This is a genomic window from Nonomuraea sp. MG754425, from assembly GCF_021699195.1.
Lineage (GTDB): Bacteria > Actinomycetota > Actinomycetes > Streptosporangiales > Streptosporangiaceae > Nonomuraea.
Genome location: NZ_SSXE01000078.1, coordinates 1 through 23962, shown reverse-complemented (window position 1 = coordinate 23962; position 23962 = coordinate 1). Strand labels below are relative to the sequence as shown.

The window sequence follows — 23962 nt, the reverse complement described above, 5'->3', positions numbered from 1 at the left end:
TTTCGTTCGCCTCTTCTGACGGGGGTCTCCTCGATGGCAAGAGTTCGCAAGGCTTTGACGATCATGTCCATCTGCGCACTTGCGCTCACCGCGTGCGCGAAGTCCGACGAACCCGGCGCGGCCCCACCGCCGGGACAGCAGCAGGGGCCGGTCAAGATCGGCGTCTCGCTCCCGCTCACCGGCGACTTCTCCGAGCCCGGCAAGGGCATCCAGGAGGGGTACCAGGTCTGGGCCGACCAGGTGAACGCCAAGGGCGGCCTGCTCGGCAGGAAGGTCGAGCTGATCTTCCGTGACGACGCCTCCGACCCCAACCGGGTCAGCTCCGACTACGAATCCCTCATCACCCAGGACAAGGTGAACCTGGTCTTCGGGCCGTTCTCCTCGCGCCTGGTGATCCCCGCGGCGAAGGTCGCCGAATCGTACGACATGCTCTTCGTGGAACCCGCCGGAGCCGCGGCCGAGGTGTTCGAGCAGGGCTTCGAGCGGCTGTTCTACGCGGCCCCGGCCATCGCGAGCGACCACTACGACTACCTGGCCGACTACCTCACCGGGCTGCCGGCCGACCAGCGGCCCAAGACGGCCGCGTACGCGAGCCTGGACGACCCGTTCGCGCAGGGCACCGCGTACGGGCTGCGCGACCGGCTGGCCGCGGCCGGCGTCAAGACGGTCGTGGACGAGGTGTACCCCCCGGAGACCACCGATTTCGCCCCCATCGCCGCCAAGATCGCCGCCGCCGAGCCCGACCTGGTCGTGGGCGGCACGCAGTTCGAGGACTCGGTCGGCCTGGTGCGCGCGCTGCAGGAGCTGAAGGTGCAGCCCAAGCTCGCGGCCTTCTCGACCGGGCCGACGCTCGCCGAGTTCCCCGGCGCGGTGAAGGGGGCGGCCGAGCACATCCTCTCGCCGGTCGGCTGGTCGGCCACCGCGACCTTCACCGGCAACCAGGCGATGGTCGGCCGCTACCGGGAACTGTTCGGCGGCGCGGCCAACGAGGACGCGGCCAACGGCTACACCGTCGGCCAGATCGTCGAGGCCGCCGTGAACGCCGTCAAGTGCGTCGACGCGGCCAAGGAGTGCCAGGACAAGCTGACCGAGCACATCAGGAAGAGCACCTTCGACACCGTCGTGGGCCCGCTGTCCTTCGACGACAAGGGCCGTCCGGAGCAGGCGCACATGATCCAGCAGTACGTGGGCGGGAAGGTGGAGATCGTCCTGCCCGAGCAGGCCAGGACCGCCGAACTCGTCTACCCGAAGCAGGACTGGTGAACCTGCTCCTGCAGGGGCTGGCCCTGGGCGTGCTGACCGGCGGGCTCTACGCGCTGCTCGCCTCGGGCCTGTCGCTGTACTTCGGCGTGATGCGGGTCGTCATGGTGGCCCACCCCGCCTTCCTGTTCCTGGCCGCCTACCTCACCTACACCGTGCACACCACGTTCGGCGTGGACCCGTTCCTGGCGCTGCCGCTGACCGTGCCGGCCTTCTTCGTGCTGGGCGTGGCGGTGCAGCGGCTGCTCGTCGCCCGGCTCGCGCCGGACAACCTCGCGATGATGTCGGTGCTGCTGACCTTCGGGATCGCGCTGACCATCGAAGGGCTGCTCGGCACCGTCTACACCGGCTCGTACAAGTCGGTCAGCATGGACTACGCGACCCGCTCGCTCACCGTCGGCGGCGTGCACCTGCCCTACGACAAGATCATTGCCTTCGCGGTGGCCGGGCTCACCCTCGCCGTGCTGTTCGCGGTGCTGGTCAAGAGCCGTTTCGGGCAGGCGCTGCGGGCCACGATCCAGCACCGCGAGGCGGCCAGGCTGGTCGGCGTCCAGACCGAGCGGGTGGCCGGCTACGGCTTCGGCGTCGGCCTGGCCACCGCCGCCGTGGGCGGCACCGTGCTGGCGCTGATCACGCCGTTCTTCCCCGCCTCGCACTGGGTGTGGATCGGCAAGCTCATGGCGATCATCGTGGTCGGCGGGCTGGGCAGCGTGGTGGGCGCGGCGCTGGCGGCCATCGTGCTCGGCGTGGTCGAAGGTCTCGTGCTGGTCACCGTGGACGCCACCTGGGCCACGATGATGTTCTACGTCTTCCTCTTCCTGACCCTGCTCGCACGCCCCCAGGGGTTCTTCGGAGGCCGGCTTGCGCACCGTTTCTAGAGGGCTCGCGCTGCTGCTCGCCGCGCTGGCGATCGCCTACCCGTGGCTGGCGCCCAACTACTACCTGGTGTACGCGGGCGCGCTGACCGTCATGTACGCCGCCATGTCCACCTCCTGGAACCTCCTGGGCGGCTTCACCGGCTACGTCTCGCTCGGCCACTCGGCCTTCTTCGGCCTCGGCGCGTACGGCACCGGCCTGCTCGTCGTCCGCCTGGACGTGCCCTGGGCCGTGGCCCTGCCGGTGTCGGCGCTGCTGGTCACGGCGTTCGCCGTGGGCATCGGCGTCGCGGCGGTGCGCGTGCGCGGGGCGTCGTTCGTGATCGTCTCCATCGCGCTGGTGTCCATGATGAACCTCGTCGTGCAGGGCTGGCGCTCGCTGACCGGCGGCTCCACCGGCCTCCAGGTCCCCTCGCCCTTCCCCGGCCTGCACCGGGGCGAGACGCACATGGTGTTCTTCTACCTGTTCCTGGCGCTGCTCGGGGTCGCGCTGCTCACGTGGCGGCACGTCTCCCGCTCCCGGTTCGGCGCCGGCCTGCGGGCCATCAGGGAGGACGAGGACAAGGCCGAGTCGCTGGGCGTGCCCACCGGGGCGTACAAGGTGGCGGCCTTCGCGCTGTCCGCGCTGTTCGTGGCCCTGGCGGGCGGGCTGTACGCGCTCTGGTTCGGCAGCCTCGACCCGATCTTCGTCTTCTCCATCCTGATCGGCTCGTACATGGTGCTCATGAGCCTGCTCGGCGGCGTCAGGCACCTGTACGGGCCGCTGCTCGGCGCGCTCATCGTGGCCCCGGCGGGGGAGTACTTCCTGATCGCGCTGGGCGAGACGCAGATCCACCTGACCGCGACGGGGCTGGTGCTGGTGCTGGTCGTGCTGTTCATGCCGGACGGCATCCTGGCCCGCTTCACCCGGCGGCGGGCCGGGCCGTCCATTCCCGACGAGAGCGCCGACCAGAGACTCCAGGGGGTGGCCGGATGAGTTCGCTGCGCACGGAGGGGCTGACGAAGTCGTTCGGCGGCGTGCGCGCCGTCGACGACGTCACGGTCGAGTTGCGCGACGGCGCGATCAACGGCCTGATCGGGCCGAACGGCTCGGGCAAGACCACGTTCTTCAACATCGTCACCGGCATGGTCAGGCCCGACGCGGGGCGGGTGCGCTACCGCGAGCGGGACATCACCCGGTACTCGCCGCACCGCGTCGCGCACGCCGGCATCGGCCGCACCTTCCAGCTCTGCCGTGTCTTCCCGCGCCTGACCGTGCTGGAGAACATGCTGGTGGCCGTCCGGCGGACCCGGCTGCGCGAACTGCTGGCCGGGCTGCGCGACACCGGCGAGATCGAGCGGGCCCGCCACTGGCTGCGCCGCATGGGCATCGAGCACCTGGAGGAGGCCGAGGCCCGCGACCTGTCGTACGGGCAGCAGAAGCTGCTCGAACTGGCCGCCGTCCTGATGGCCGAGCCGGACCTGGTGCTGCTCGACGAGCCCGCCGGAGGCGTCAACCCGGCGCTGATCGACCGGATCGTCGGCCTCGTGCGCGACCTCAACGCCGAGGGGCGCACGTTCCTCGTCGTGGAGCACAACATGGACATGGTGATGGGCATGTGCGACCACGTGATCGTCTTCGACCGGGGCGCGCCCATCGCCGAGGGCCCGCCCGACTCGGTCCGGCAGGACCCGCGCGTACTGGAGGCGTATCTCGGTGTCTGAGATCGTCCTGTCCCTGGAGGACGTCGTGGCCGGGTACGGCAGGGCCGCGCCCGTGCTGCGCGGGCTGAGCGTCCCCGTGCGCGCCGGCGAGGTCGTCTGCCTCGTCGGGCCGAACGGCGCCGGCAAGTCCACCGTGCTCAAGGTCGCCAGCGGGCTGCTCGCGCCCAGGTCGGGGCGGGTGCTGCTGGCCGGCCGGGACGTGACCGGCCTGTCCCCGCAGCGCCTGCTCGGCCTGGGGCTGGCCCACGTGCTGCAGGGGCACAGCGTCTTCCGCGAGATGACGGTGGCCGAGAACGTGCGGCTCGGCGGCTTCACCGTGCGCGACCAGGCCCGGCTGACCGCGCGGATCGAGGCCGTCAAGGAGCTGTTCCCGGTCGTGCGGGAGCGGTGGAACAGCATGGCGGGGCTGCTGTCGGGCGGGCAGCAGAAGCAGGTCGAGTTCGCGCGGGCGCTGATGCTGGAGCCGTCGGTGGTGCTGCTGGACGAGCCGTCGATGGGGCTCGATCCGCGCAACACCCAGGTCGTCTTCGAGCAGATCGATCTCATGCGCAGGACCGGGGTGGCGGTGCTGCTCGTGGAGCAGAACGCGCGCCGGGCGCTGGAGATGGCCGATCTCGGCTGCGTGCTCGACCTCGGGCGGGTGCACATCTCCGGCCCCGCCCGCGAACTGGCCGCCGACCCGCGCCTGGGCCGCCTCTACCTCGGCGGCGCCCCGGCAACCTGACCCGCCACCTGAACCGGCCTTCCGGTCATCACCCGCTTCCTGAACACCCAGTACGTCCACCCCTGGTAGCCCAGCACGAACGGGAGCGTGATCAGCCCGATCCAGCTCAGCATGGTCAGCGTGTACGGCCCCGAGGCGGCCTCGGCCAGCGTCAGGCCGGGCAGCGGACGCATCCGCAGCTCCATGAAGACCGCCAGCGTGGCCAGCACGATCGCGCCCGCCGTGGCCGCGAACGCCCAGCCCTCCCTGCGCCGCCAGATCAGCGCCGTGCCCGCCGCGAGCGCCGCCATGGCGGCCAGGGCCGGGATCGTGCCCAGGCCCGACAGGGCGGCCACGGCCACCGGGATCGTCACGCCGCCGGCGATCACGGCGGCCGTCCTGGCGCGGCGGCGCACCGGGCCGGTGGTCCGCAGCGCCAGGAACACCGCGCCGTGCAGGACGCACACCGCCAGCGTGAACGCGCCGCCGAGCAGCGCCGCCACCGGGCCGTCGAACAGCAGGCCGGCGAAGACCGCCCCCCACAGGAACGCGGGCAGCGCGCTGCCCACCACGATGCCGAGGTCGCACCAGAACGGGTTGTCCACCTTGCCGCGCCACTCCAGGCCGACGCCGCGCACGATGAGCCCCACCAGGATCAGCGTCACGGGCAGGTAGAAGGAGCTGAACATGCCCGCGTACCAGGCGGGGAAGGCGGCGAACATGGCGCCGACGGCGGTGATCAGCCACACCTCGTTGCCGTCCCACACCGGGCCGATGGTCTGCAGGCCGGCGCGCTGCTCGGCGGCGTTCCTGCTCACCAGCGGCGTGAGCATCCCGACGCCGAAGTCGAAGCCCTCCAGGACGAAGTAGCCGGTCCAGAGGAAGGCGATGATGACGAACCAGAACTCGATCATTGTCCTCTTGCTCCTCAGTACATCAGGGACGGCTCGCGCGTCTCGGCCGCCGGGGCCGGCGCCTGCTCCTCGACGCCCTTGCGGACGTGCCTGGCCAGCAGCACGACCTCGGTCACCGCGAGTGCGCCGTACAGGAGCGTGAAGATCGTCAGGGAGATCGCGACCTCGGCCAGGGACACGCCCGGCGACACGCTGGCGGCCGTCAGCAGTTCGCCCGTGACCGTCCACGGCTGGCGGCCGATCTCGCTGAGCAGCCAGCCGGCGATCACCGCCACCAGGGGGAGCGGCAGCGCGAGCAGCAACGCCCGCGACAGCCAGGCCGGGAACGGCCGCCTCCGGCGGGTCAGCCAGAGGCCGAGCACCGACAGGCCCACCGTGGTCATCCCGAACACGATCATCACCCGGAACGACCAGAAGACGACGTTCTGGTCGGGGCGGTAGTCGCCGGGGCCGAACTCCGCCTCGAAGCGCCGCTGCAGGTCCTCGGTCCCCTGGACGGTGGCGTCGGCGTCGTGGTCGGACAGCAGGCTCAGCAGATTCGGGATCTCGATGCCGGGGACGACGCTGAACGCGGCGCCCTGGGTGTCGTGCTCCAGCCCCTCGGCGGAGGCCAGCTTCATGGGCTGCTGCTCGTACATGAGCCTGGCCGAGTGGTCGCCCGTGATCGCGACGACCGCCCCCGCGAGGGCCGTCACGAGCAGCGCGGCGCGGGCCGCCGAGCGCCACATGCCGGCGCGTGTGCGCAGCAGCCAGTAGCCGCTCACCGCCAGCACGAAGCCGCCCGCCACCACGAACGAGCCCGCGATCACGTGCGGGACCTGCGCCAGCGCGGTGGAGTTGGTGAGCACCGCCCACAGGTCGGTCATCCTGGCCCGGCCGTCCACGACCTCGTAGCCGACGGGGTGCTTCATCCAGGCGTTGGCCGCGAGGATGAAGTAGGCCGACAGGTTGGACCCGATGGCCGCCGCCCAGATGGTCGCCAGGTGCACCCTCTTCGGCAACCGGTCCCAGCCGAAGATCCACAACCCCAGGAACGTGGACTCCATGAAGAAGGCCAGCAGCGCCTCCATGGCCAGCGGCGCGCCGAAGACGTCGCCGACGAACGTGGAGTACTCGCTCCAGTTCATCCCGAACTGGAACTCCTGCACGATGCCGGTGACCACGCCCATGGCGAAATTGATCAGGAACAGCTTGCCGAAGAACTTCGTGAGCTTCAGGTACTGCTCGTTGCCCGTGCGGTGCCAGGCCGTCTGCAGGCCGGCCACGAAGATCCCGAGGCCGATCGTCAGGGGCACGAACAGAAAGTGATACACGGTGGTCACCCCGAACTGCCACCGAGCAAGATCAAGTGCGTCCATTGTCCCCGTCGACTCCCTGAGCTCTACACGCTGTAGTACATCTACTCGTAGTAGTACTACAAGCCGTAGAGCAATGCGATGCGAGCTTGGTCACATCGGCTGAACGTGCTGCTCCGCCGAGGATCGCGGGTGGCTCCGGCCGGGCGCGTCACCCGCGCGGCCGATCGCCGGTCCGCCGCGCGGCGGACCTCAGCGGGAGCCGGCCGCCGCCAGGTACGCCTGGAGGTCGCCCAGCTCGTAACCCCGGCGCTTGATCTTCTTGACCAGGACGCGGAAGTCGCGGGCCAGGTTGGGACGGAAGTGCAGGAGCAGGATGTCACCGGGGCGGAGCTGCTTGTCGGGCACCTGGTAGGCGATCTTGCCGCCGGGCTGGACGGTGGCCGTCCACAGCAGCACGGCCGACATGCCGCAGCTCCCGGCGGCCCTGAGCGTGTCGGTGTTGTAGTTGCCGAACGGCGGCCGGAACAGGGTGGGCCGCGTGCCGATCTCCTTCTCGATCAGCTTCGACGAGCCGCAGATCTCGCGGCGCTGGGCGGGGTAGCCGAGCAGGCGGAGGTTGGGGTGGGTGAGGGTGTGGTTCTCGACGGGCGCGCCGGCGTCGCGGAGCTGCCGGAAATATCCCCATTTCCCGGCTCCGACGAAGCGGGCCGGGCCGCCGGACTCGTCGGGGGTGCCCTTGGCCTCGACCGCGTCGCGCATCGCGAAGGCGGTGATCGGGATGCGCTGGTCGCGTACCTGGGCGACGAACCCCGGGTCCTGCTCCCAGCCGTCGTCGATGGTCAGGAAGACGACCTTGCGGCCGGTGGGGATGGAGCTGATCACCGGAGGCAGGTCGCCGGTGCGGGGGATCGGGCGCACCTCGCCCTTGCGCGGCTTGACGCCCGGCGGGCCCGTCGGCGCGGTGGCCGCCGGGCTGCGCGTGGGTGCGTCGGTGGCGGGGCCGGAAGCCGCGCCGGCCGCCGCGTCGGAGGCGGTCCCGGCGGGGACGCAGGCGGTCAGCAGCAGGGCGCACGCCGCGCCGATCACCCCGGGTCCCCTGATCATGAGCCACCATCTTGCCAGTCTCTGTGAGGTGTTGCCCTTATCCGCGCGGCCCCCGCTGCCTAAAGTGGCGGCATGGAACTCGCGGGCAGCGCCGAGATCGGCGTGGACAGGGATCGGGTGTGGGCGGCGCTCAGGGATCCGGCGGTGCTGGTACGCACCATCCCGGGGTGCGAGCGGCTGGAGGAGACGGGGCCGGACACGTACCGGATGACGATCAACGCGGGCGTGGCCTCGATCAAGGGCGTCTACCAGGGCGAGGTGGCGCTGAGCGACCCGCTGGAGCCCGAGAGCTTCACGCTCAAGGCGCGGGGGCAGGGCGCGCCCGGCACGGTGGACGCCACCGTCGTCGTCCGGCTCGGCGAGCTCGACGGCCGGACCCGGGTCGACTACCAGGCCGAGGCCGTCGTCGGCGGGACGATCGGCGGCGTCGGGCAGCGCATGCTGAGCGCGGCGGCCAAGCGGACGGCGGGCCGCTTCTTCGCCGCCGTCGAGGAGCACCTGACGGCCCCCGCCCCGGCTGCCACGGCACCTGCCGCCGAGACCGCCGAGACCGCCGAGACCGCCGAGACCGTCGCGGCGCACGACGTCCCGGCGGCGCGCGGACCGGTCTTCGAACGGCCGGCCGGCAAGCCCGCCGAGACCCGCCCGTGGGTGATGCTGGCGGCCTTCGGCACCGGGGCCGGCATCGCGCTCGGCGGGGTCACCCTGGGCTGGCTGCTGGGGAGAGGGGCCCGCCGGAGGGGCGTCTGAGCCGGGCACGGAGTTGGTGCCCTCCCGGGCTCTCGCGGAAAAGGATCTCCAGGCGTAGCGTGGCGGTATGCGGCAGGCACATGCTGAAGACGCACGCACCGAGGCCAGGCGGGTCGTACGCAACCTGCTGGGCGAGGAGCGTCCGACGGCCGAGACGCTGATCGCCGGTGTACGTCCCGTGCTCGGGGACGACCGTACCGCCCGCGCGCTGGAGCTGGCCCTCGGCGCGCAGCTCACCAGGCGTTCGGCCGAACTGGCCGCCATCGCCGCGCTGCTGGTCGGCACCCGCGAGCTGGGCGAGGTCTGGTGGGCCAAGCCCAGGGGCGGCAAGCTGCCCCCGCCCGACGAGGTCGTGCGCACGGCCGTCGCCATCGAGCCCTGGACCGACCTGACCGCGCTGGAGATGCTGGCCGCCTGGGTCGCCGACGACGCCGCCGACCAGATGTGGGGCGCGCCCGTCGCCCAGGTCGACCTCAACTCCTGGCACGCGGAAGACCGGTTCGACCTGCCGCCCGGCGTGAAACCGGGGCAGCGGCTCGTGGTGCACTTCGATGCCGGAGGGCGGCTCGACGCGGTCGTCGCCCGCCGCCCCGACGGTGAGCTCGGCTCCAACCTCGACTTCCAGTCGCTGCGCTACTCCCGGCCCGCCGAGGCGCAGTGGAGCTGGGGGGTGGCGGCCGGGCTCGGCCCGCACCGGCTGCCCGGCGAGAGCCCCGACCCGTACGCCCGCCCGGCCCCCGCCGCCGCCGTCGGTGTGCTGCGGACATGGGCGCTGCGCCACGGAGCCTCCGCCGAGCAGCTCGGCGAGCGGTGGGAGACGGTGGGCGACGTGGTGGCGGCCATCGAGCGGGTCGACTGGATGTGGCGCAGCGGCGAGTGGTTCGGCTGGTGGCGGGGCGCGTCCGCGCTGGTGGACGACTCGGCGTACCTGCCGTACCGGCTGGAGGAGCTGGCCGCCGGATAACGCGCCGAAGCCGGTTCGCCGGAGGCGGAATCCCGTCCGGCGCGATCGGGTTGTGCACCGGTATGAAGGTCGAGATTTTTTCGGATGTGGTGTGCCCCTGGTGTTACATCGGGCATGTCCGTTTCGCCAGGGCCGCCGAGCGGTTCCGGGCCAAGGGCGGCACGATCGAGGTGACGATGCGGCCGTTCCAGCTCAACCCCGACGCCTCGGCCGACGGCGAGCCGCTGATCCCGGCGCTGGAGCGCAAGTTCGGCCCGGAGTTCACCCAGCGGATGCCGCAGATCGTCGGAGTCGCCGCGGCGGAAGGGCTGGAGCTGAACTACGATCAGGCCGTCAACGCCAACACCCTCCCCGCCCACCGGCTCATCGAGGTCGCCACCCGGCAGGGGCTGGGCGAGGAGATGGCCGAGCGGCTCTTCCGCGCGTACTTCACCGAGGGGCTCAACGTGGCCGACCAGGGCGTGCTCGACGGGCTGGCCGCCGAGGCGGGCGTGCGCGACACCGGCGAAGGGACCGAGGAGGTGCACGAGCAGCTCGCCAGGGCGCGCTCGCTCGGGATCTCCGGGGTGCCGCTGTTCCTCTTCGAGGGCAAGTACGCCGTGTCGGGCGCGCAACCGGAGGACACCTTCGCCGCCGCCATCGACGAGGTGGCCGAGCGCACCGGGCAGACGCCGATCACGCAGCTCGCCCCGCCCGCCGACGGGTGCGACGACGACGGGCACTGCGCCGTCTGAGCGCGCGGCGGTGGAAGAATCACAGGGTGTCGAAACGCAGCCTCGTCTACCTGTTCAAGCACGCCGGTCTGCGCCTGGGTGAGCTGATCGGCCCGGCGCTGGAGCCGTACGGGATCGACGGGCGTGAGTTCGGGGTGCTGTCGGTGCTGGCCGGCCCCGAGCCGCTGTCGCAGCTCGAAGCGGCCCAGCGGCTGGGGATCGACCGGACGACCATGGTCGCCATGGTCGACACGCTGGAGCGCAAGCGGCTCGTGGCGCGCCGGCCGGATCCCGCCGACCGGCGCAGGAACATGGTGGAGCTGACCGGGCACGGGCGCGAGGTGCTGGCCGGGGCCGGCCGGGCCGTGGACGCGGCCGAGGAGGAGTTCCTCGGGCCGCTGCCCGGCGGCGACGCCCGCGCGCTGAGAGCCGCCCTCGACCGCCTGATCCCACCACACCCCGCCTGACCGCCGGACCGGAAGACCACCCGGCCGCCGCGCCCCGCCTGGCCGCCGGGAGAGCACCTGGTCGTCGCGCTCCGCCTGGCCGCCGGGAGAGCACCTGCCCGCCGCGCACCGCCTCGTCGCCGGGAGGCCGTCCGGCCTCTCGCGGGGTCAGGCGGCCGAGCCCTCGCCTGGGTCGTCGACGCCCACGCTTTCGTCCTCGCCGAGTTGCCCGGCGCGGTGGTGGCGGCGGCAGAGCACCTGGTAGCGCACGGGCGCGTCGCCGGTGTCGCCGATCACGACCTGCTCGCCCGTGCGCGCCATCGTCCCGCCCACGATCCTGGCGTTGAGCAGGCCGGGCCGCCCGCACCAGCACAGCACCTCGACCTGCAGCCGGCACACCTCGTCGGCCAGCTCGAACAACCGCTGCGCCGCCGGGAACATCACGGACCTGAAGTCGGAGGCCAGCCCGAAGGCGTAGACGTCCACGCCGTAGGAGTCCACCAGGTCGGCGAGCTGCTCGATCTGCTCGACGGTGTAGAAGCACGCCTCGTCGCAGATCAGGTAGTCGACGCGGTCGTGCGCGGTCACCAGCCCCACGAGGTCGAGGGAGTCCTCCACCTCGATGGCCTCCAGCCCGAGACCGATCCGGCTGGTGACCTTCGGCCCACCGGAGCGGTCGTGCTTGGTCAGCACCAGGCCGCGCCTGCCCTGCCGTCCGTGGTTGTAGTTCATCTGGAGCGCCAGGGTGGACTTTCCGCAGTCCATGGGGCCGAAGTAGAACTTCAGCACGGCATCTCTGGCACCAGACGGCACGGCAGACAAGGCAGACAGTTCGATCACGGGCCGTCAGCCTAGCGGCTTGGCTTGTTCCATGACCTCGTGGGACATTTCTCCCCTGTAGTTGTTCAGGAGGAATCCGTGGTAACCGATAAACCGCCGTCCCAGACCTCGCCGCTGGACGCGCTGATGAGGCAGGACGATCTCACGGCCGCCCAGGCCGACGCCACCCGCTGGCGTTACGGCTTCCTGGTGGTGGTGGCGGGCATCGCCGCGCTCCTGGTCGCCTTCGGCGCCGCCGTGTTCGCCACGGGGGAGTTCGCCCCGCTGTTCGCCGGTGTGGCCGGTGTCATCGGTACCATTATCGGGGCTTACTTCGGGGTCCAGGCCGGGCAGTCGGGGAAGGCCAGGGTCGAGGCCGAGCTCGCCCGGTCGCAGGAGATGGTGGTGCGCCTGGCGGCCTACGTCGGCCCCACGAACGCGCCCCGAGTCATCGACGAAGTGCTCGGCCGTCGCCGGAGCTGAGGAGCCATGCGTAGCGTGCGTATCGGAGTGGACACCGGAGGAACCTTCACCGACGTGGTGGCGGTGGACGAGGAGACCGGTGAGATCCTCACGACGAAGACCCCCTCGACCCCCGCGAACCCGGCCGACGGTTTCCTCGCGGGCATGGAGAAGCTGGGCCGGCTCGACGTCGGCGCGATCGTGCACGGCACGACGGTGGCCACCAACCGGCTCCTGGAGGACCGGATCGAGAGCCTCGGGTTCATCACCACCGAAGGCTTCGAGTACGTGCTGGAGATCGCCAGGCAGAGCGTGCCCGACGGCTACGGCAACTCCTACTTCTGGGTCAAACCGCCCAGAATCGTTCCCGTGCACCTGGTCAAGACCGTCGGCGGGCGGCTCGACCACCGGGGCGAGGAGGTGCGGCCGTTCTCGGAGGAGCAGGCCGTCGAGGTGGCCCGCTGGTTCCGGGCCAAGGGCGTCACGGCGATCGGGGTCTGCTTCCTGCACTCCTACGCCAACCCCGAGCACGAGCGCCGCATGCGCGAGGTGCTGCTGCGCGAGCACCCCGAGGCGGTGATCTCGCTGTCCAGCGACGTGCTGCGCGAGTACCGCGAGTACGAGCGCTCGGTCACCACCCTGGTCGACGCCGCCGTCAAGCCGGCCATGCGCAGTTACCTCGCGAACCTGTCCAGCCGCCTGGGCCGGCCGTTCTCGGTGATGAAGTCCAACGGCGGCGTCCTGTCCGCCCGCGAGGTCGTCAACCAGCCGATCACCACCGTGCTGTCGGGCCCGGCGGCGGGCGCGCTGGGCGCGGCGCTGATCGCCGAGACCGCCGGCCACCGGTCGGTGATCACCCTGGACGGCGGCGGCACCTCGACCGACGTGGCCGTGGTGATCGACGGCGAGCCCTCGCTCACCACCGAGGGGGCCGTCGGGCGCTACCCGTGCAAGATCCCGATGATCGACATCATCACGGTCGGCGCGGGCGGCGGCTCGGTCGCGTGGATCTCGCCCGAGGGCACGCTCAAGGTGGGGCCGCGCTCCGCCGGCGCCGACCCGGGCCCGCTCTGCTACGGCAAGGGCGGCACCGAGGCGACCGTGACGGACGCCCACGTGTTCCTCGGCCGGATCCCGCCGCACCTGCTCGGCGGGGAGATCCCGCTCGACGTGGACGCCGCCCGCACCGGCATCCAGGCGCTGGCCGACAAGCTGGGCCTGACGGCCGAGCGCACGGCCACCGGCATCCTGGAGATCAGCGCGTTCAACCAGAGCAACGCGATCAGGCAGCTCACCGTCAAGCGCGGGCTGGACGTGCGGGACTTCCCGCTGGTGACGTTCGGCGGGTCCGGGCCGCTGCTGGCCTGCCGGCTGATCGACATCCTGGGCCTGCCGTCGGTGCTCGTCCCGCGCGACCCGGGCAACGTCTCGGCGTTCGGGCTGCTCACGGTGGACGTCAAGAACGACTACGTGCGTACGTACGTCACCCGTGACCTGTCGCTCGGCAAGGCCGTGGAGATCTTCCACGACCTGGAGCATCAGGCGGGCGAGGCGCTCGACCGCGAGGGCTTCGACGACCCCGTCTACCAGCGCAGCGCCGACCTGCGTTACTACGGCCAGGCGTACGAGGTGCGGGTGCCCGCCCCGGCGGGCGAGATCGACGAGGACTGGCACGCCGAGGTGCTCTCCCGCTTCCACGACGCCCACGAGAAGTTGTACGGCTACGCCTACCGCGACGACCCCCGGCACGGCGTGGAGTGGGTCAACCTGCGGGTCTCCGGCATCGGGCCGATCACCCGCCCGGCCGTCCGCCGGCTGGACAAGGCGGGCGAGGGCGGCACCTCGGTGCGTCCGGTGCACTTCGAGGAGACCCGCGACACCCCGATCCACCAGCGTTCGGCCCTGGGCCCGGGGGCCACGGTGCGGGGGCCGGCGGTGATCGAGGAGTACGGCTCGACGATTCCCGTCCATCCCGGCTTCACCGCCAAGCTCGACGAATACGGAAATGTGGAGATAAGCCGTGACTGATCCCATCCTGGTGGAGATCGTCGAAGGGACGCTGGCCTCCGTCGAGAAGGAGGTCGAGACCGCCATCGCCCGCACCGCCCGCTCGCCGATGATCCGCGACGCGCACGACTTCCGCGCCGGCATCCACGACGCGCGGCTGCGCAAGCTCACCGGCCGTTCCTACAGCGCGCTCGTCCAGCCCGTCGTACGCGACTTCCCGATCGAGACCATGAAGCCCGGCGACGTCTACTTCCACAACGACGTCTACCTGTCGGAAGGCGGCATCGGCCACCTGCCCGACCTGTGCGTCACCGTCCCGGTCTTCCACGAGGGCGTGGTGGTGGCCTTCGTCCAGGCGTTCGGCCACCACGACGACATCGGCGGCTCGGTCCCCGGCTCCATGCCCTCCCACGCCCGCTCGGTCTTCGAAGAGGGCCTGATGGTGCCGCCGATCAAGCTGTGGGACGAAGGCGTGCCCAACGAGGCCGCGCTGCGCATCATGACCCGCAACTCCCGCATGCCCGACTCGCTGGCCGGCGACCTCGACGCCGAGTGCTCGGCCTGCCTGATGGGGGCCCGGCGGCTGGCCGAACTGTTCGAGCGCTACGGCAGGCAGGCCGTGGACGAGTGCTTCGACGCGATCATCGGCAAGACCACCGAGACGTTCCGCAGGGAACTGCTGGCGAAGATCCCCGAGGGTACGTACACGTGGGAGGACTACGCCGAGCACGACGGCGTGGACGAGCCCCGCCTGCACGCCCAGCGCATCACGCTCACCGTGGACCACGCGGCCGACGCGCCGCTGACGATCGACTTCACCGGCACCTCGCCGCAGGCCAAGGGCCCGATCAACCACGCCGGCGACTACGCCGACGGGGTGTTCCTGAAGAAGTGGCTCGCGCCCGTGCTGCGCAACCTCGCCGACACGCCGGAACGCATGGCCGAACTGGACGTCAACGAGGGCGTGGTGCCCCTCATCAAGATGATCTTCCCGGAGAAGGGCACGCTGCTCACCCCGGTCTTCCCCGCCCCCACCAACGCCCGCACGTTCGTCATCCTGCGCCTGCTCGGCGTGCTGGCCGGCGTGCTGGCCAAGGCCACCGGCGGACGCATGCCCGCCGACCAGGAGACCATCCGCTACACCGGCGTGTACGGCGCCGACGCCGACGAGCAGCCGTACCTGATGCGAGAGGTGCTGGGCGGCGGCTCCGGCGGGCGCTGGTACGCCGACGGGGAGGACACCATCCACGTCGTGCCCGACTCGCGCAACATCCCGGTCGAGTTCGCCGAGGCCCGATGGCCGTTCCGGGTGGAGCGGCTGGCGCTGGCCTGCGACTCCGGCGGTCCGGGGATGTTCAGGGGCGGGCTCGGCTACGACAAGCACATCCGGATGCTGCGCGACGCCTCGTACATGTCGATCGCCGACCGCTCGATCCTGTCCTGCTGGGGCGTCAACGGCGGCCTGGCCGGACGGCCGTTCCGCGTGGAGATCGCCGGCAAGGAGATGGAAGGGCTGGTGGACGACCACCAGGTGCAGGCGGGCGAGCTGATCAGGATCCGCACGACCGGCGGTGGCGGCTGGGGCTCCCCGTACGACCGCGACCCCCGGGCGGTGGCGGCCGACGTACGCGACGGGAAGGTGTCGATCGCGGGCGCGCTGGGTGACTACGGGGTGGTCCTCGACGGCGACCGCATCGACGAGCAGGGCACGGCCGAACTGCGCGCCCGCCTGCGCCCGCCCGCCGACCGGTTCTTCGACCGGGGTCCCGGGTACGCCAGGCTCGCCGGGGGCCGGGCGCACGCCGACGTGGACGAGCTGTAAGGAGCCGCTGGCCTACCCCTCGTCGAAGCTGGCGAAGTAGGTGGCCGCCATGTCCTGCTCGCCGTGCCCTCGCGCCTGCGCCCGGCGGAAGCGCTCACCGGCCGCCGCCACCACGTCGAGCCGCACCCCGGCCGCCCGGCCCGCCTCGACGATCAGCCGGGTGTCCTTCTCGGCGTTGCGCACCGTGAAGCTGGGCGCGAAGTCGCCCTCCAGGATGGCCTCCGACTTGGCCTGGAAGTAGGGGCTGTCCATCGGGCCGCCGGTGACGACCTGCCGGACGAGGCCGGGGTCGAGCCCCAGCCCGCCGGCCAGCGCGAGCGCCTCGGCCACGACGGCGGTCAGCGAGATGCTGTAGCTGACCGTGGCCATCTTGAGCCGGGTGCCGGCCCCGGCCTCGTCCGCGATCCAGAGCGTGCGCTGCCCGAGCGCCCCGAACACCGGCTCCAGCGCCGGTCGCGCGGAGGCCGGGCCGGCGGCGAGGATGATCAGCTTGCCCTGCTCGGCCGGCTGCCGGGTGCCCTGCACCGGGGCGTCCACGAACGTCAGGCCGTGCTGCCGCGCCAGCGCGGACAGCCGCTCCACGGCGGCCAGGCCGACGGTGCTCATCTGCGCCCAGACCTGCCCGCCGCGCAGCCCCGGGGCGGCGGCGGAGATCGCGTCGTGCACGGCGTCGCCGTCGCTGAGCATCGTGACGACGACGTCCGCGCCCTCGACCGCCTCGGCGGGGGAGCGCGCGACCACCGCCCCCTCCGCCTCCAGCGGCAGCGCCTTGTCCCTGGTGCGGTTCCACGCCGTCACCCGCAGGCCCGCCCTGCTCAGATTGCCGGCCATGGGCAGCCCCATGAGCCCGGTCCCGAGGAAAGCAACAGAAGTCATGCCCCCACCGTACGATCGGCGGGCCGGAAAGATCGCCGCCGTCGCCCGTGACACGGACGCGTGTGAGGATGGGGCGCATGGCCCCTGCGCGCATCATGGCGGTACGGCACGGCGAGAGCGAGGCCAACCTCGCCTACCAGGAGGCCGGCCCGCGTCCGCTGGTCTACGGGCCCGGCGACGACGAGGTGCGGCTGACCGGGCTGGGCAGGGCGCAGGCGGCGGCGCTCGGCCGGCTGCTGGCCGCCCTGCCCGCGGGCGAGGCCCCCGAGCTGGTGTGGTGCTCGCCGTACCCGCGGGCGCTGGACACCTGGGAGATCGCCCGCGACTCCTGGGGCGCCGGGCCGCTGCCGGTCACCGTGGACGATCGGCTCAGGGACCAGGAGCCGGGCCTGTTCGCGCACCTCAACCTGGCCGCGGTCCGCGAACGCCATCCGGCCGAGCTGGCCCGCCGGGAGGCCGAGGGCGTGCCCGCCTTCCGCCCGCCCGGAGGCGAGTCGCTGGCCGACGTCGTGGTCAGGGTGCGCGCCTGCCTCGACGACCTCGGGCGGCCGGCCGACGGGCGCAGGGTGCTGATCGTCGCCCACGACGCCGTGGTGCTGGCGCTGCGCCACGTCCTCGGCGGGCGGCCGGACGCCGAACTCGCGGCCGTGCTGGAGTTCGGGCCCGTGCTGAACGCCTCGGTGTCCGTCTGGCGCGACGGCGGCCGGCTCGTGCGCTTCAACGACGTCGGCCACCTCACGTTCTGATCACGAGATCGGCACGTTCGCGGGTGTGGTCCCGGGCGAACCAGGCCCGCTCGGCCGCGAACCAGTCGCGCCAGCGCGGCTCCAGCGCGGCCCCGTCTCGGCCCAGCACCCGCCGCAGGCGCACCCGCTCGTCGGCCTCCACCCACACCGTGTACGCCAGCAGCCCGGCCACCGAGGCCCGCGCCGTGCCGACGCCCTCGATGACCAGGACCGGCGCGGGCGGCACGGTCACCCGCTCGGCGTAGACCCCGCGCACCCAGTCGTACCTGCGGAAACCGCCCGGCCGGCCGCGCCGCAGCGGGCGCAGCACCTGCGACTCCAGGGCGTGGAACCACCCGCCGGGCCCCTCCTCCCACGGCACGGGGAAGTCGTCGCTGTGAATCACCTGGCAATCCAGCTCCGCCGCCAGCTCGCCGGCGAAGGTCGTCTTGCCCGAGCCGGCGGGCCCGTCCACGGCCACCAGCCGCACCGGGCCGCACGAAGGCGGCAGGGCCATGATGCGGGCCGCGGAGCAGGGCAGATCTTTCATCGGACCCAGGGTAGGTGACGGGAAGCGAACGCCTGAGAGAATGTTCTTTCACCCCGAACGCAAGTAGGAGGTTTGGATCTTGCTCGGACCCCTCGGTGACATCGTCGTGCTCGATCTGTCCAGGGCCCTGGCCGGGCCGCACGCCGCGCAGATGCTCGGTGACCTGGGCGCTCGGGTGATCAAGGTCGAGCATCCGGACGGGGGCGACGAGTCACGCGGCTGGGGGCCGCCGTTCGTCGGACCGGATCATGACATCTCCACCTACTTCCTGTCGGCCAACCGCAACAAGCAGTCCATCGCCGTCGATCTGAAGTCCGCCGAGGGCAGGAGCCTGATCGAGCGCCTGGTCCGCCAGAGCGACGTCCTCGTCGAGAACTTCCGTACCGGCGTGCTCGACCGTCTCGGCTTCTCCGTCGAGCGGCTGCACGAGCTCAACCCCCGCCTGGTCGTCCTGTCGATCACCGGCTTCGGCCACGACGGCCCCGAGGGCGGCCGTCCCGGCTACGACCAGATCGCCCAGGGCGAGGGCGGCCTGATGTCGCTGACCGGCCCGTCGCCCGACGAGCCGTACCGCGTCGGCGCGTCCATCAGCGACCTGCTGGCCGGCATCCACGGCGCGTACGGCGTGGTCGCCGCGCTCTACGAGCGCGAGCACACCGGCGTGGGCCGGGTCGTGCGCACCTCGCTGCTCGCCGCGATCACCGGCGTGCACGCCTACCACGGCACCGCCTGGACGGTCGGCGGCCAGGTGCCGGTCGCGGGCGGCAACCACCACGCCTCCATCGCCCCGTACGGCGCCTTCCACTGCTCCGACGGCATGCTGCAGATCGCCGCCGCCAACGACGGCCAGTGGCGCAAGGTCGCCGCGCTGCTCGGCATCGACCCCGGGCAGCCGCGCTACGCCACCAACCGCGACCGGTTCGCCCACCGCGCCGAGCTGATCGCCGACATGGAGAAGGCCCTGAGCGCCCACGACCGCGCCCACTGGCTGGCCGCGCTGGCCGAGGCGGGCGTGCCCGCGGGCGCGATCAGGAGCATCGACGAGGTCTACGAGTGGGCGCAGACCCGCTCCCAGGGCCTGGTCGTCGAGGTGGAGCACCCGGTGCTGGGCACGATCGAGCTGCCGGGGCCGCCGCTGCGCTTCGACGGCCTGACCGGGGTCGAGCACACCGCGCCGCCCGCCCTCGGCCAGGACGGCGACGCCGTGCTCGCCTGGCTGGAAGAGCGCGAACGATGATCGGGAACGAGGATCGGCGGCAGGTGGCACCGGCTGGGGCGCTCATGCGTCAACATTGCATCGTTGATTGATGACCAGGGAGCGATAGTGAGCCGTCCGGACGCGCGCACACTGATCGAAACGATCCTCGACCGGGGCTCGTGGAAATCGTGGGACGCGCCGCCCGCCGACCCGGCAGAGCCAGGCTCCTCCTACGCCGACGAACTGGTCGCGGCCCGCGTCAAGTCCGGCTACGACGAGGCCGTGATCACCGGTGAGGGGCGGCTCGACGGGCGCAGGGTGGCCATAGCGGCCTGCGAGTTCTCGTTCATGGCGGGGTCGATCGGGGTGGCGTCGGCCGAGCGGTTCGTGACCGCGGTCGAGCGGGCCACCCGCGAGCGGCTGCCGCTGCTGGCGCTGCCCGCCTCCGGCGGCACCCGGATGCAGGAGGGCGCGCTCGCGTTCGTGCAGATGGTGAAGATCACCTCGGTGATCCAGGCGCACCGGGCGGTCGGCCTGCCCTACCTCGTGTACCTGCGGCACCCCACCACCGGCGGGGTGCTCGCGTCCTGGGGCTCGCTCGGGCACGTCACCGTGGCCGAGCCGGAGGCGCTGATCGGCTTCCTGGGGCCGCGGGTGTTCGAGTCGCTGCACGGCTACTCCTTCCCCGAGGGCGTGCAGGTGTCGGAGAACCTGCACGGCAAGGGCCTGCTCGACGCGGTGGTCTCGGCCCAGGAGGCGCGGGAGGTGGCGATCAGGGCGCTGTCGGTGCTGGCCGCCGACCGCGGCGGCATCACGGCGGGCGAGCCGCCCGAGGAGGACCTGCGGCCGGTGGAGCCGTGGGAGGCGATCACCCGGTCCCGGCGCGACGACCGGCCCGGCGTGCGCGCGCTGCTCAAGCTGGCCGCCACCGACGTGACACCGCTCAGCGGCACCGGCGAGGGCAAGAACGAGCCGGGGCTGCTGCTCGCGCTGGCCAGGTTCGGCAGCGCGCCGGCCGTGGTACTCGGCCAGGACCGCCGCCTCCAGCGCGCCCACTCGCCGCTCGGCCCGGCCGGGCTGCGGGTGGCCAGGCGCGGCATGCGGCTGGCCGCCGAACTCGGCCTGCCCCTGGTCACCGTGGTCGACACGGCCGGGGCCGACCTGTCGAAGGCCGCCGAGGAGGGCGGGCTGGCCGCCGAGATCGCCCGCTGCCTGGCCGAACTGGTCATGCTCGACGCGCCGACCGTCTGCCTGCTGCTCGGCGAGGGCGCCGGCGGCGCGGCCCTGGCGCTGCTGCCCGCCGACCGGGTGCTGTGCGCGCAGCACGCCTGGCTGGCCCCGCTGCCGCCGGAAGGCGCCTCCGCGATCCTCTACCGCTCGGTCGACTTCGCGCCCGAGATCGCCCAGGCGCAGCACATCCGCGCCACCGACCTGCGGCGCGAGGGCATCGTCGACCGGGTCATCCCCGAGGTGCCCGACGCCGCGTATGAGCCCAGGCAGTTCTGCGAGCGGGTGGGGCGCGCGCTGGAGTACGAGATCGCGCAGTTGCTGCGGATCCGCCCGGAAGAGCGCTTCGCGGCCCGCCAGGCCCGCTTCCGCAACCTCGGCTGAGCCGCGCCCCTCTCCGCCGGCGGGGGAGGGGCGCGCCCGGCTACGGGACCGGGGTGCGTTCGACGCGGATGGAGAAGACCTCCTCGCGGGGCACCACGACCTCGTACGCGCCGTGGTCGACCATCCAGTAGCCCAGCGCCTCGGCCTTCATCCCGCTGTGGCCGGTGTAGGCGATGTGCAGCCCGTCGTCGTCCTCGTCGAGCACGATGCACGGCTCGCCGCCGAACGCGCCCACCGTGCGGATCAGGACCAGCCACTCCACCTGCGACCTGGGCACCACCTGCCGCCAGTAGCCGGAGACGGCCTCGAAGCCCTCCAGTTCGGCCTCGCTGAACAGCACCACCTGGTCGCCTTCCGGGCCGAGGGCGGCCGGCAGCGTGTGCTCGCCGAAGCGGGCCACGAAGCCGGAGGCGATCGGCGTGAGGTCGTCGCTCATGCGGCGGGCCGCCAGGTGAGCCCGTCGTACTCGGCGAAGGGCGACTCGCCCTCGCCGGTGACGTGGACGATCTCCGCCCCGGCCGGGATCGGCATCGGCACGGTGTGGAACTGCGGCACCACGTGCTCGGAGGAGGTGGTGAACCCGTTGCCGGCGAACGGCGCGGCGTCGCTCCAGTCGCCGCCCATGTGGGGCCCGTAGGGCACCGCGTAGTTGTCGACGTCGCGGGCGTACCAGCGCATCACGTAGAGCTCGGGCACCTCGCCGAACAGCTCGGAGCCCTCGAAGGACAAATCGAGCCCGTGGTAGAGGGCCTCGGGGCCGGTCAGCCGGACGCAATCCTGCACCCGGTAGACGTAGCCGGAGATGACCGTGCGCTTGCCCGAGAGATATGGCACGAGCAGACGCGGCGGGACCACCTTCTGCATCTGCGTTCCGCTCACAGTCCTACTTTACGATCGGTTGACGGGGACATGGACCGGGGTTGGGTCACAGCACCCGGTGTTCGAGGCACGGCAGCGTGGCCCTGGCGGCGGTCGTCCACTCGTGATCCACCTCCACGACCTGCACGCCGGGGCCGGTGCCCAGGTCGGCGCGGACCACGCCGAGCGGGTCGACCAGCATGCTGCGGCCCACCCCGAACCCGTCGGACGACTCGGCCGGGTTGGGGGCCTGGCCGACGGCGGCGGTCCACATGGTGTTCTCCAGCGCCCGCGCCCTGACCAGGGTCACCCAGTGGTCCTCCTTGAGCGGGCCCGAGCCCCAGGCGGCGATCACCGCGAACAGTTCGGCGCCCCGGTCGACCAGCGCCCTGGCCAGTTCGGGGAAGCGGAGGTCGTAGCAGGTGATCAGCCCGACCTTGACGCCCGCCAGCTCGACCACGGCCGGCTCCGTGCCGGGCGCGACGAGGTCGGACTCCTTCGCGCCGAAGGAGTCGAACAGGTGGATCTTCCGGTAGGCCGCCCGCACCGCCCCCTGGGCGTCGATCGCGACCGCGGTGTTGTGCACCAGGTCGTCGCCGGGCTCGAACACGCCCGCGATCACCGCCAGCCCGTGCTCGCGGGCCGAGTCGGCCAGGCCCGACACGAACGGCCCGTCGAGCGGCTCGGCCAGGGTGGTGATGCGCCGGCCGTAGCGGGTCAGCGTGGCCTCGGGGAAGATCGCCAGGTCGGCGCCTTCGGCGGCGGCGATCGCCTCCTTGGCCCTCTTGAGATTGACCGTGGGGTCAGGGGACACCGGGATCTGGCAGAGGGCGATTCTGGTCACGGATCGACTTTAGCCGGTTGGGCACCGGACGAAACCAGGTCAGGCAGCGCCAGATCCATTCGAGCGGGCCGTACCTGAAGCGGGCCAGCCACCACCGGCTGAACAGCGCCTGCGCGACCAGCGTGAGCGCCGCCAGCGCCACCACCGACCAGCGGGTGGGGTCGGCCTCCAGCAGCGGCAGGGCCAGCACGATCACGGCGGTGCCGGAGACGTAGTTGGTCAGCGCCATCTTGCCCAGCGGTTCCAGCACCGCCGACAGCCACGGCCGCAGGACCAGCAGCAGGCCCAGCACGTACGACGCCGCGCCCGCCAGGGCGGCCACGCTGTAGAGCGTCCACTCGCCGGTGGCGCTCCAGGCCATGGTGAGCAGCACGCCGGCCAGGGCGGTGACCGCGAACCCGGGCAGCAGCAGCGACCGGGACGGCCGGAGCTGCCACAGCCCCATGCCGACCAGGAACAGCCCGGGGATCAGCAGCGACCCGCCGCCCACGGCGGGCAGCAGCGCCCACCCGACGCCCACCGCGCCCAGCAGCAGCACCGGCAGGCCGGGAGGCAGGAACGTGGCCGGGAGCAGCACCAGCGCCCCGTAGAAGGCGTAGTCGGTCAGCACCTCGCCCTCGTAGAACTGGTGCTGGAGCACCCCGAGCAGGTACAGCCAGAACAGCCGGCTCAGCAGCGCCCACCGGCTGTTGCCCTGGAGGAACAGCAGGAAGCTGATGCCGAACAGCAGCGAGAAGATCGGGTAGAACCGGCTCTGGAAGAACGCCTCGACAAACCAGTCGAGCGCCACCGGGTGCGCCTTCTTGACGCTGACGTGCTGCCAGGTGTTGACCAGCATGATGCCGCCCACCGCGAAGCCGCGTAGGGCGTCAAGCTCGTGAATGCGGGTCTTCCGCGTCAAAGCACCCAGGTGACCCACCATACGAGGAATCCACCACCGATTACGCCCGCCGCGATCTGCGGCCAGCCCCTGGTGCGGGCGAGGGTCACCAGGCTCAGCACGACGGAGAGCACCGCGAGCGCGCTGTACGGGACGACCAGGTCGGGCAGCCCGACGGCCAGGGCCGTCTCGTTCCTGCTCGCCAGCGTGTACGTGGACTGCGCGACGAGCCCCGTGAACGCCACGCCCGACAATCCCGCGAAGGCGGCCGCCGACCTGCCCCTGAGCGCGGCCGTGACGAGCTGGACCAGGCTGGCCAGCGCGAACAGGACGAGCGGCGCGGCCAGCCACGGCGAGCGGGAGACCTGGTAGGGAGCGCCGGTCACGTGCAGGCCGCCCGCCTGGAGCGGGGGATCCTGGCAGGGGGCGGCGGGGCCGCTGCGGGCGGGGTCGGCGACGAACGCCACGATCCGCTGCCGGGCGCAGGCCCCGGCCAGGAAGACGGCGTGGGAGAGGCCGGGGAACTCCTCGAAGCGGGCATGTGGCAGGGCTTCGGCGGCGGGGCGGGCCGTCCTCGGG

At 72.2% G+C, this 23962-nt stretch carries 26 protein-coding genes; 15 read left to right on the top strand and 11 right to left on the bottom strand.

The window, feature by feature from the left end; all coding sequences use genetic code 11:
- The first annotated feature begins 33 nt into the window (after positions 1-33).
- Genes FAF44_RS25880 through FAF44_RS25860 form a run of 5 tightly spaced genes read left to right on the top strand, consistent with a single transcriptional unit; the run spans position 34 to position 4563 of the window.
- Positions 34-1263: an amino acid ABC transporter substrate-binding protein gene (locus FAF44_RS25880; RefSeq protein ID WP_237105854.1), complete on the top strand. Its 1230-nt coding sequence runs from the start codon at positions 34-36 to the stop codon at positions 1261-1263.
- Complete coding sequence (locus tag FAF44_RS25875; RefSeq protein ID WP_237105853.1) at positions 1260-2138, top strand: branched-chain amino acid ABC transporter permease; 879 nt, start codon at positions 1260-1262, stop codon at positions 2136-2138. Before FAF44_RS25880 ends, FAF44_RS25875 begins: the two co-directional genes overlap by 4 nt.
- Positions 2122-3111 carry a branched-chain amino acid ABC transporter permease gene (locus FAF44_RS25870; RefSeq protein WP_237105852.1) on the top strand — a complete coding sequence of 330 codons (990 nt, stop codon included), beginning with the start codon at positions 2122-2124 and terminating at the stop codon, positions 3109-3111. Before FAF44_RS25875 ends, FAF44_RS25870 begins: the two co-directional genes overlap by 17 nt.
- Positions 3108-3839 carry an ABC transporter ATP-binding protein gene (locus FAF44_RS25865; RefSeq protein WP_237105851.1) on the top strand — a complete coding sequence of 244 codons (732 nt, stop codon included), beginning with the start codon at positions 3108-3110 and terminating at the stop codon, positions 3837-3839. The genes FAF44_RS25870 and FAF44_RS25865 overlap by 4 nt, the downstream gene beginning before the upstream one ends.
- Positions 3832-4563 (top strand): ABC transporter ATP-binding protein, encoded by a 732-nt coding sequence (locus FAF44_RS25860; protein WP_237105850.1) that lies wholly within the window; start codon positions 3832-3834, stop codon positions 4561-4563. Before FAF44_RS25865 ends, FAF44_RS25860 begins: the two co-directional genes overlap by 8 nt.
- On the opposite strand, the gene cydB is transcribed toward FAF44_RS25860, so the two are convergent.
- The 3 genes from cydB to FAF44_RS25845 form a co-directional block, all read right to left on the bottom strand.
- Complete coding sequence (gene cydB, locus FAF44_RS25855; protein WP_237105849.1) at positions 4536-5456, bottom strand: cytochrome d ubiquinol oxidase subunit II; 921 nt, start codon at positions 5454-5456, stop codon at positions 4536-4538. The genes FAF44_RS25860 and cydB overlap by 28 nt on opposite strands.
- Positions 5457-5470: 14 nt before the next feature.
- Positions 5471-6814: a cytochrome ubiquinol oxidase subunit I gene (locus FAF44_RS25850; RefSeq protein ID WP_237105848.1), complete on the bottom strand. Its 1344-nt coding sequence runs from the start codon at positions 6812-6814 to the stop codon at positions 5471-5473.
- Between the two features lie 189 nt (positions 6815-7003).
- Positions 7004-7858: a polysaccharide deacetylase family protein gene (locus tag FAF44_RS25845; RefSeq protein WP_237105847.1), complete on the bottom strand. Its 855-nt coding sequence runs from the start codon at positions 7856-7858 to the stop codon at positions 7004-7006.
- A 72-nt stretch (positions 7859-7930) separates the two neighbouring features.
- On the opposite strand from FAF44_RS25845, the gene FAF44_RS25840 reads away from it, so the two are divergent.
- From FAF44_RS25840 to FAF44_RS25825, 4 genes are all read left to right on the top strand, one after another.
- Positions 7931-8608 (top strand): carbon monoxide dehydrogenase subunit G, encoded by a 678-nt coding sequence (locus tag FAF44_RS25840; protein ID WP_237105846.1) that lies wholly within the window; start codon positions 7931-7933, stop codon positions 8606-8608.
- A 67-nt stretch (positions 8609-8675) separates the two neighbouring features.
- On the top strand, positions 8676-9572 hold the full coding sequence (locus FAF44_RS25835; RefSeq protein WP_237105845.1) for a hypothetical protein: 897 nt from the start codon (positions 8676-8678) through the stop codon (positions 9570-9572).
- Positions 9573-9634: 62 nt separating this feature from the next.
- Positions 9635-10306, top strand: coding sequence for a DsbA family protein (locus tag FAF44_RS25830; protein ID WP_272895014.1), 672 nt, complete (start codon positions 9635-9637; stop codon positions 10304-10306).
- Between the two features lie 26 nt (positions 10307-10332).
- On the top strand, positions 10333-10752 hold the full coding sequence (locus FAF44_RS25825; protein ID WP_237105843.1) for a MarR family winged helix-turn-helix transcriptional regulator: 420 nt from the start codon (positions 10333-10335) through the stop codon (positions 10750-10752).
- A 147-nt stretch (positions 10753-10899) separates the two neighbouring features.
- Here FAF44_RS25825 and FAF44_RS25820 read toward each other — a convergent pair whose 3' ends face one another.
- Entirely contained in the window at positions 10900-11520 is a 621-nt protein-coding gene (locus FAF44_RS25820; RefSeq protein WP_237105842.1) for a thymidine kinase, read from the bottom strand.
- A gap of 129 nt (positions 11521-11649) precedes the next feature.
- Here FAF44_RS25820 and FAF44_RS25815 point away from each other — a divergent pair, with 129 nt between their 5' ends.
- Genes FAF44_RS25815 through FAF44_RS25805 form a run of 3 tightly spaced genes read left to right on the top strand, consistent with a single transcriptional unit; the run spans position 11650 to position 15841 of the window.
- Positions 11650-12033: a hypothetical protein gene (locus FAF44_RS25815; RefSeq protein ID WP_237105841.1), complete on the top strand. Its 384-nt coding sequence runs from the start codon at positions 11650-11652 to the stop codon at positions 12031-12033.
- A 6-nt stretch (positions 12034-12039) separates the two neighbouring features.
- Positions 12040-14040 carry a hydantoinase/oxoprolinase family protein gene (locus tag FAF44_RS25810; protein WP_237105840.1) on the top strand — a complete coding sequence of 667 codons (2001 nt, stop codon included), beginning with the start codon at positions 12040-12042 and terminating at the stop codon, positions 14038-14040.
- Positions 14033-15841, top strand: a complete 1809-nt coding sequence (locus FAF44_RS25805; protein WP_237105839.1) for a hydantoinase B/oxoprolinase family protein — start codon at positions 14033-14035, stop codon at positions 15839-15841. Before FAF44_RS25810 ends, FAF44_RS25805 begins: the two co-directional genes overlap by 8 nt.
- 12 nt (positions 15842-15853) lie before the next feature.
- Here FAF44_RS25805 and FAF44_RS25800 read toward each other — a convergent pair whose 3' ends face one another.
- Positions 15854-16717, bottom strand: a complete 864-nt coding sequence (locus FAF44_RS25800) for an NAD(P)-dependent oxidoreductase (protein ID WP_237105838.1) — start codon at positions 16715-16717, stop codon at positions 15854-15856.
- A gap of 77 nt (positions 16718-16794) precedes the next feature.
- On the opposite strand from FAF44_RS25800, the gene FAF44_RS25795 reads away from it, so the two are divergent.
- Positions 16795-17463 (top strand): histidine phosphatase family protein, encoded by a 669-nt coding sequence (locus FAF44_RS25795; RefSeq protein WP_237105837.1) that lies wholly within the window; start codon positions 16795-16797, stop codon positions 17461-17463.
- On the opposite strand, the gene FAF44_RS25790 is transcribed toward FAF44_RS25795, so the two are convergent.
- Positions 17453-17992, bottom strand: a complete 540-nt coding sequence (locus tag FAF44_RS25790) for a uridine kinase (protein ID WP_237105836.1) — start codon at positions 17990-17992, stop codon at positions 17453-17455. The two genes, FAF44_RS25795 and FAF44_RS25790, sit on opposite strands and share 11 nt — an antisense overlap.
- Positions 17993-18071: 79 nt before the next feature.
- Here FAF44_RS25790 and FAF44_RS25785 point away from each other — a divergent pair, with 79 nt between their 5' ends.
- Entirely contained in the window at positions 18072-19229 is a 1158-nt protein-coding gene (locus FAF44_RS25785) for a CaiB/BaiF CoA-transferase family protein (RefSeq protein ID WP_237105835.1), read from the top strand.
- 87 nt (positions 19230-19316) lie between these two features.
- On the top strand, positions 19317-20801 hold the full coding sequence (locus FAF44_RS25780; protein WP_237105834.1) for an acetyl-CoA carboxylase carboxyltransferase subunit alpha/beta: 1485 nt from the start codon (positions 19317-19319) through the stop codon (positions 20799-20801).
- Between the two features lie 40 nt (positions 20802-20841).
- Here FAF44_RS25780 and FAF44_RS25775 read toward each other — a convergent pair whose 3' ends face one another.
- The 5 genes from FAF44_RS25775 to FAF44_RS25755 all read right to left on the bottom strand — a co-directional run.
- On the bottom strand, positions 20842-21237 hold the full coding sequence (locus tag FAF44_RS25775; protein ID WP_237105833.1) for a hypothetical protein: 396 nt from the start codon (positions 21235-21237) through the stop codon (positions 20842-20844).
- Positions 21234-21680, bottom strand: a complete 447-nt coding sequence (locus tag FAF44_RS25770; protein ID WP_237105832.1) for a hypothetical protein — start codon at positions 21678-21680, stop codon at positions 21234-21236. The genes FAF44_RS25775 and FAF44_RS25770 overlap by 4 nt, the downstream gene beginning before the upstream one ends.
- A 46-nt stretch (positions 21681-21726) precedes the next feature.
- Complete coding sequence (locus FAF44_RS25765) at positions 21727-22503, bottom strand: carbon-nitrogen hydrolase family protein (RefSeq protein ID WP_237105831.1); 777 nt, start codon at positions 22501-22503, stop codon at positions 21727-21729.
- Positions 22463-23404: a DUF418 domain-containing protein gene (locus FAF44_RS25760; RefSeq protein WP_237105830.1), complete on the bottom strand. Its 942-nt coding sequence runs from the start codon at positions 23402-23404 to the stop codon at positions 22463-22465. The genes FAF44_RS25765 and FAF44_RS25760 overlap by 41 nt, the downstream gene beginning before the upstream one ends.
- Positions 23401-23962, bottom strand: a 562-nt coding sequence (locus FAF44_RS25755) for a hypothetical protein (protein WP_237105829.1), incomplete at its 5' end; no start/stop codon positions are given. The genes FAF44_RS25760 and FAF44_RS25755, both read right to left, overlap by 4 nt.

Coding starts and splice junctions, on each gene's coding strand:
- FAF44_RS25830 (WP_272895014.1), top strand. CDS start 9,635: ATGAAGGTCGAGATTTTTTCGGATGTGGTGTGCCCCTGGTGTTACATC.
- FAF44_RS25840 (WP_237105846.1), top strand. CDS start 7,931: ATGGAACTCGCGGGCAGCGCCGAGATCGGCGTGGACAGGGATCGGGTG.
- FAF44_RS25795 (WP_237105837.1), top strand. CDS start 16,795: ATGGCCCCTGCGCGCATCATGGCGGTACGGCACGGCGAGAGCGAGGCC.
- FAF44_RS25810 (WP_237105840.1), top strand. CDS start 12,040: ATGCGTAGCGTGCGTATCGGAGTGGACACCGGAGGAACCTTCACCGAC.
- FAF44_RS25790 (WP_237105836.1), bottom strand. CDS start 17,992: ATGAAAGATCTGCCCTGCTCCGCGGCCCGCATCATGGCCCTGCCGCCT.
- FAF44_RS25835 (WP_237105845.1), top strand. CDS start 8,676: ATGCGGCAGGCACATGCTGAAGACGCACGCACCGAGGCCAGGCGGGTC.
- FAF44_RS25850 (WP_237105848.1), bottom strand. CDS start 6,814: ATGGACGCACTTGATCTTGCTCGGTGGCAGTTCGGGGTGACCACCGTG.
- FAF44_RS25865 (WP_237105851.1), top strand. CDS start 3,108: ATGAGTTCGCTGCGCACGGAGGGGCTGACGAAGTCGTTCGGCGGCGTG.
- FAF44_RS25845 (WP_237105847.1), bottom strand. CDS start 7,858: ATGATCAGGGGACCCGGGGTGATCGGCGCGGCGTGCGCCCTGCTGCTG.
- FAF44_RS25800 (WP_237105838.1), bottom strand. CDS start 16,717: ATGACTTCTGTTGCTTTCCTCGGGACCGGGCTCATGGGGCTGCCCATG.
- FAF44_RS25880 (WP_237105854.1), top strand. CDS start 34: ATGGCAAGAGTTCGCAAGGCTTTGACGATCATGTCCATCTGCGCACTT.
- FAF44_RS25775 (WP_237105833.1), bottom strand. CDS start 21,237: ATGAGCGACGACCTCACGCCGATCGCCTCCGGCTTCGTGGCCCGCTTC.
- cydB (WP_237105849.1), bottom strand. CDS start 5,456: ATGATCGAGTTCTGGTTCGTCATCATCGCCTTCCTCTGGACCGGCTAC.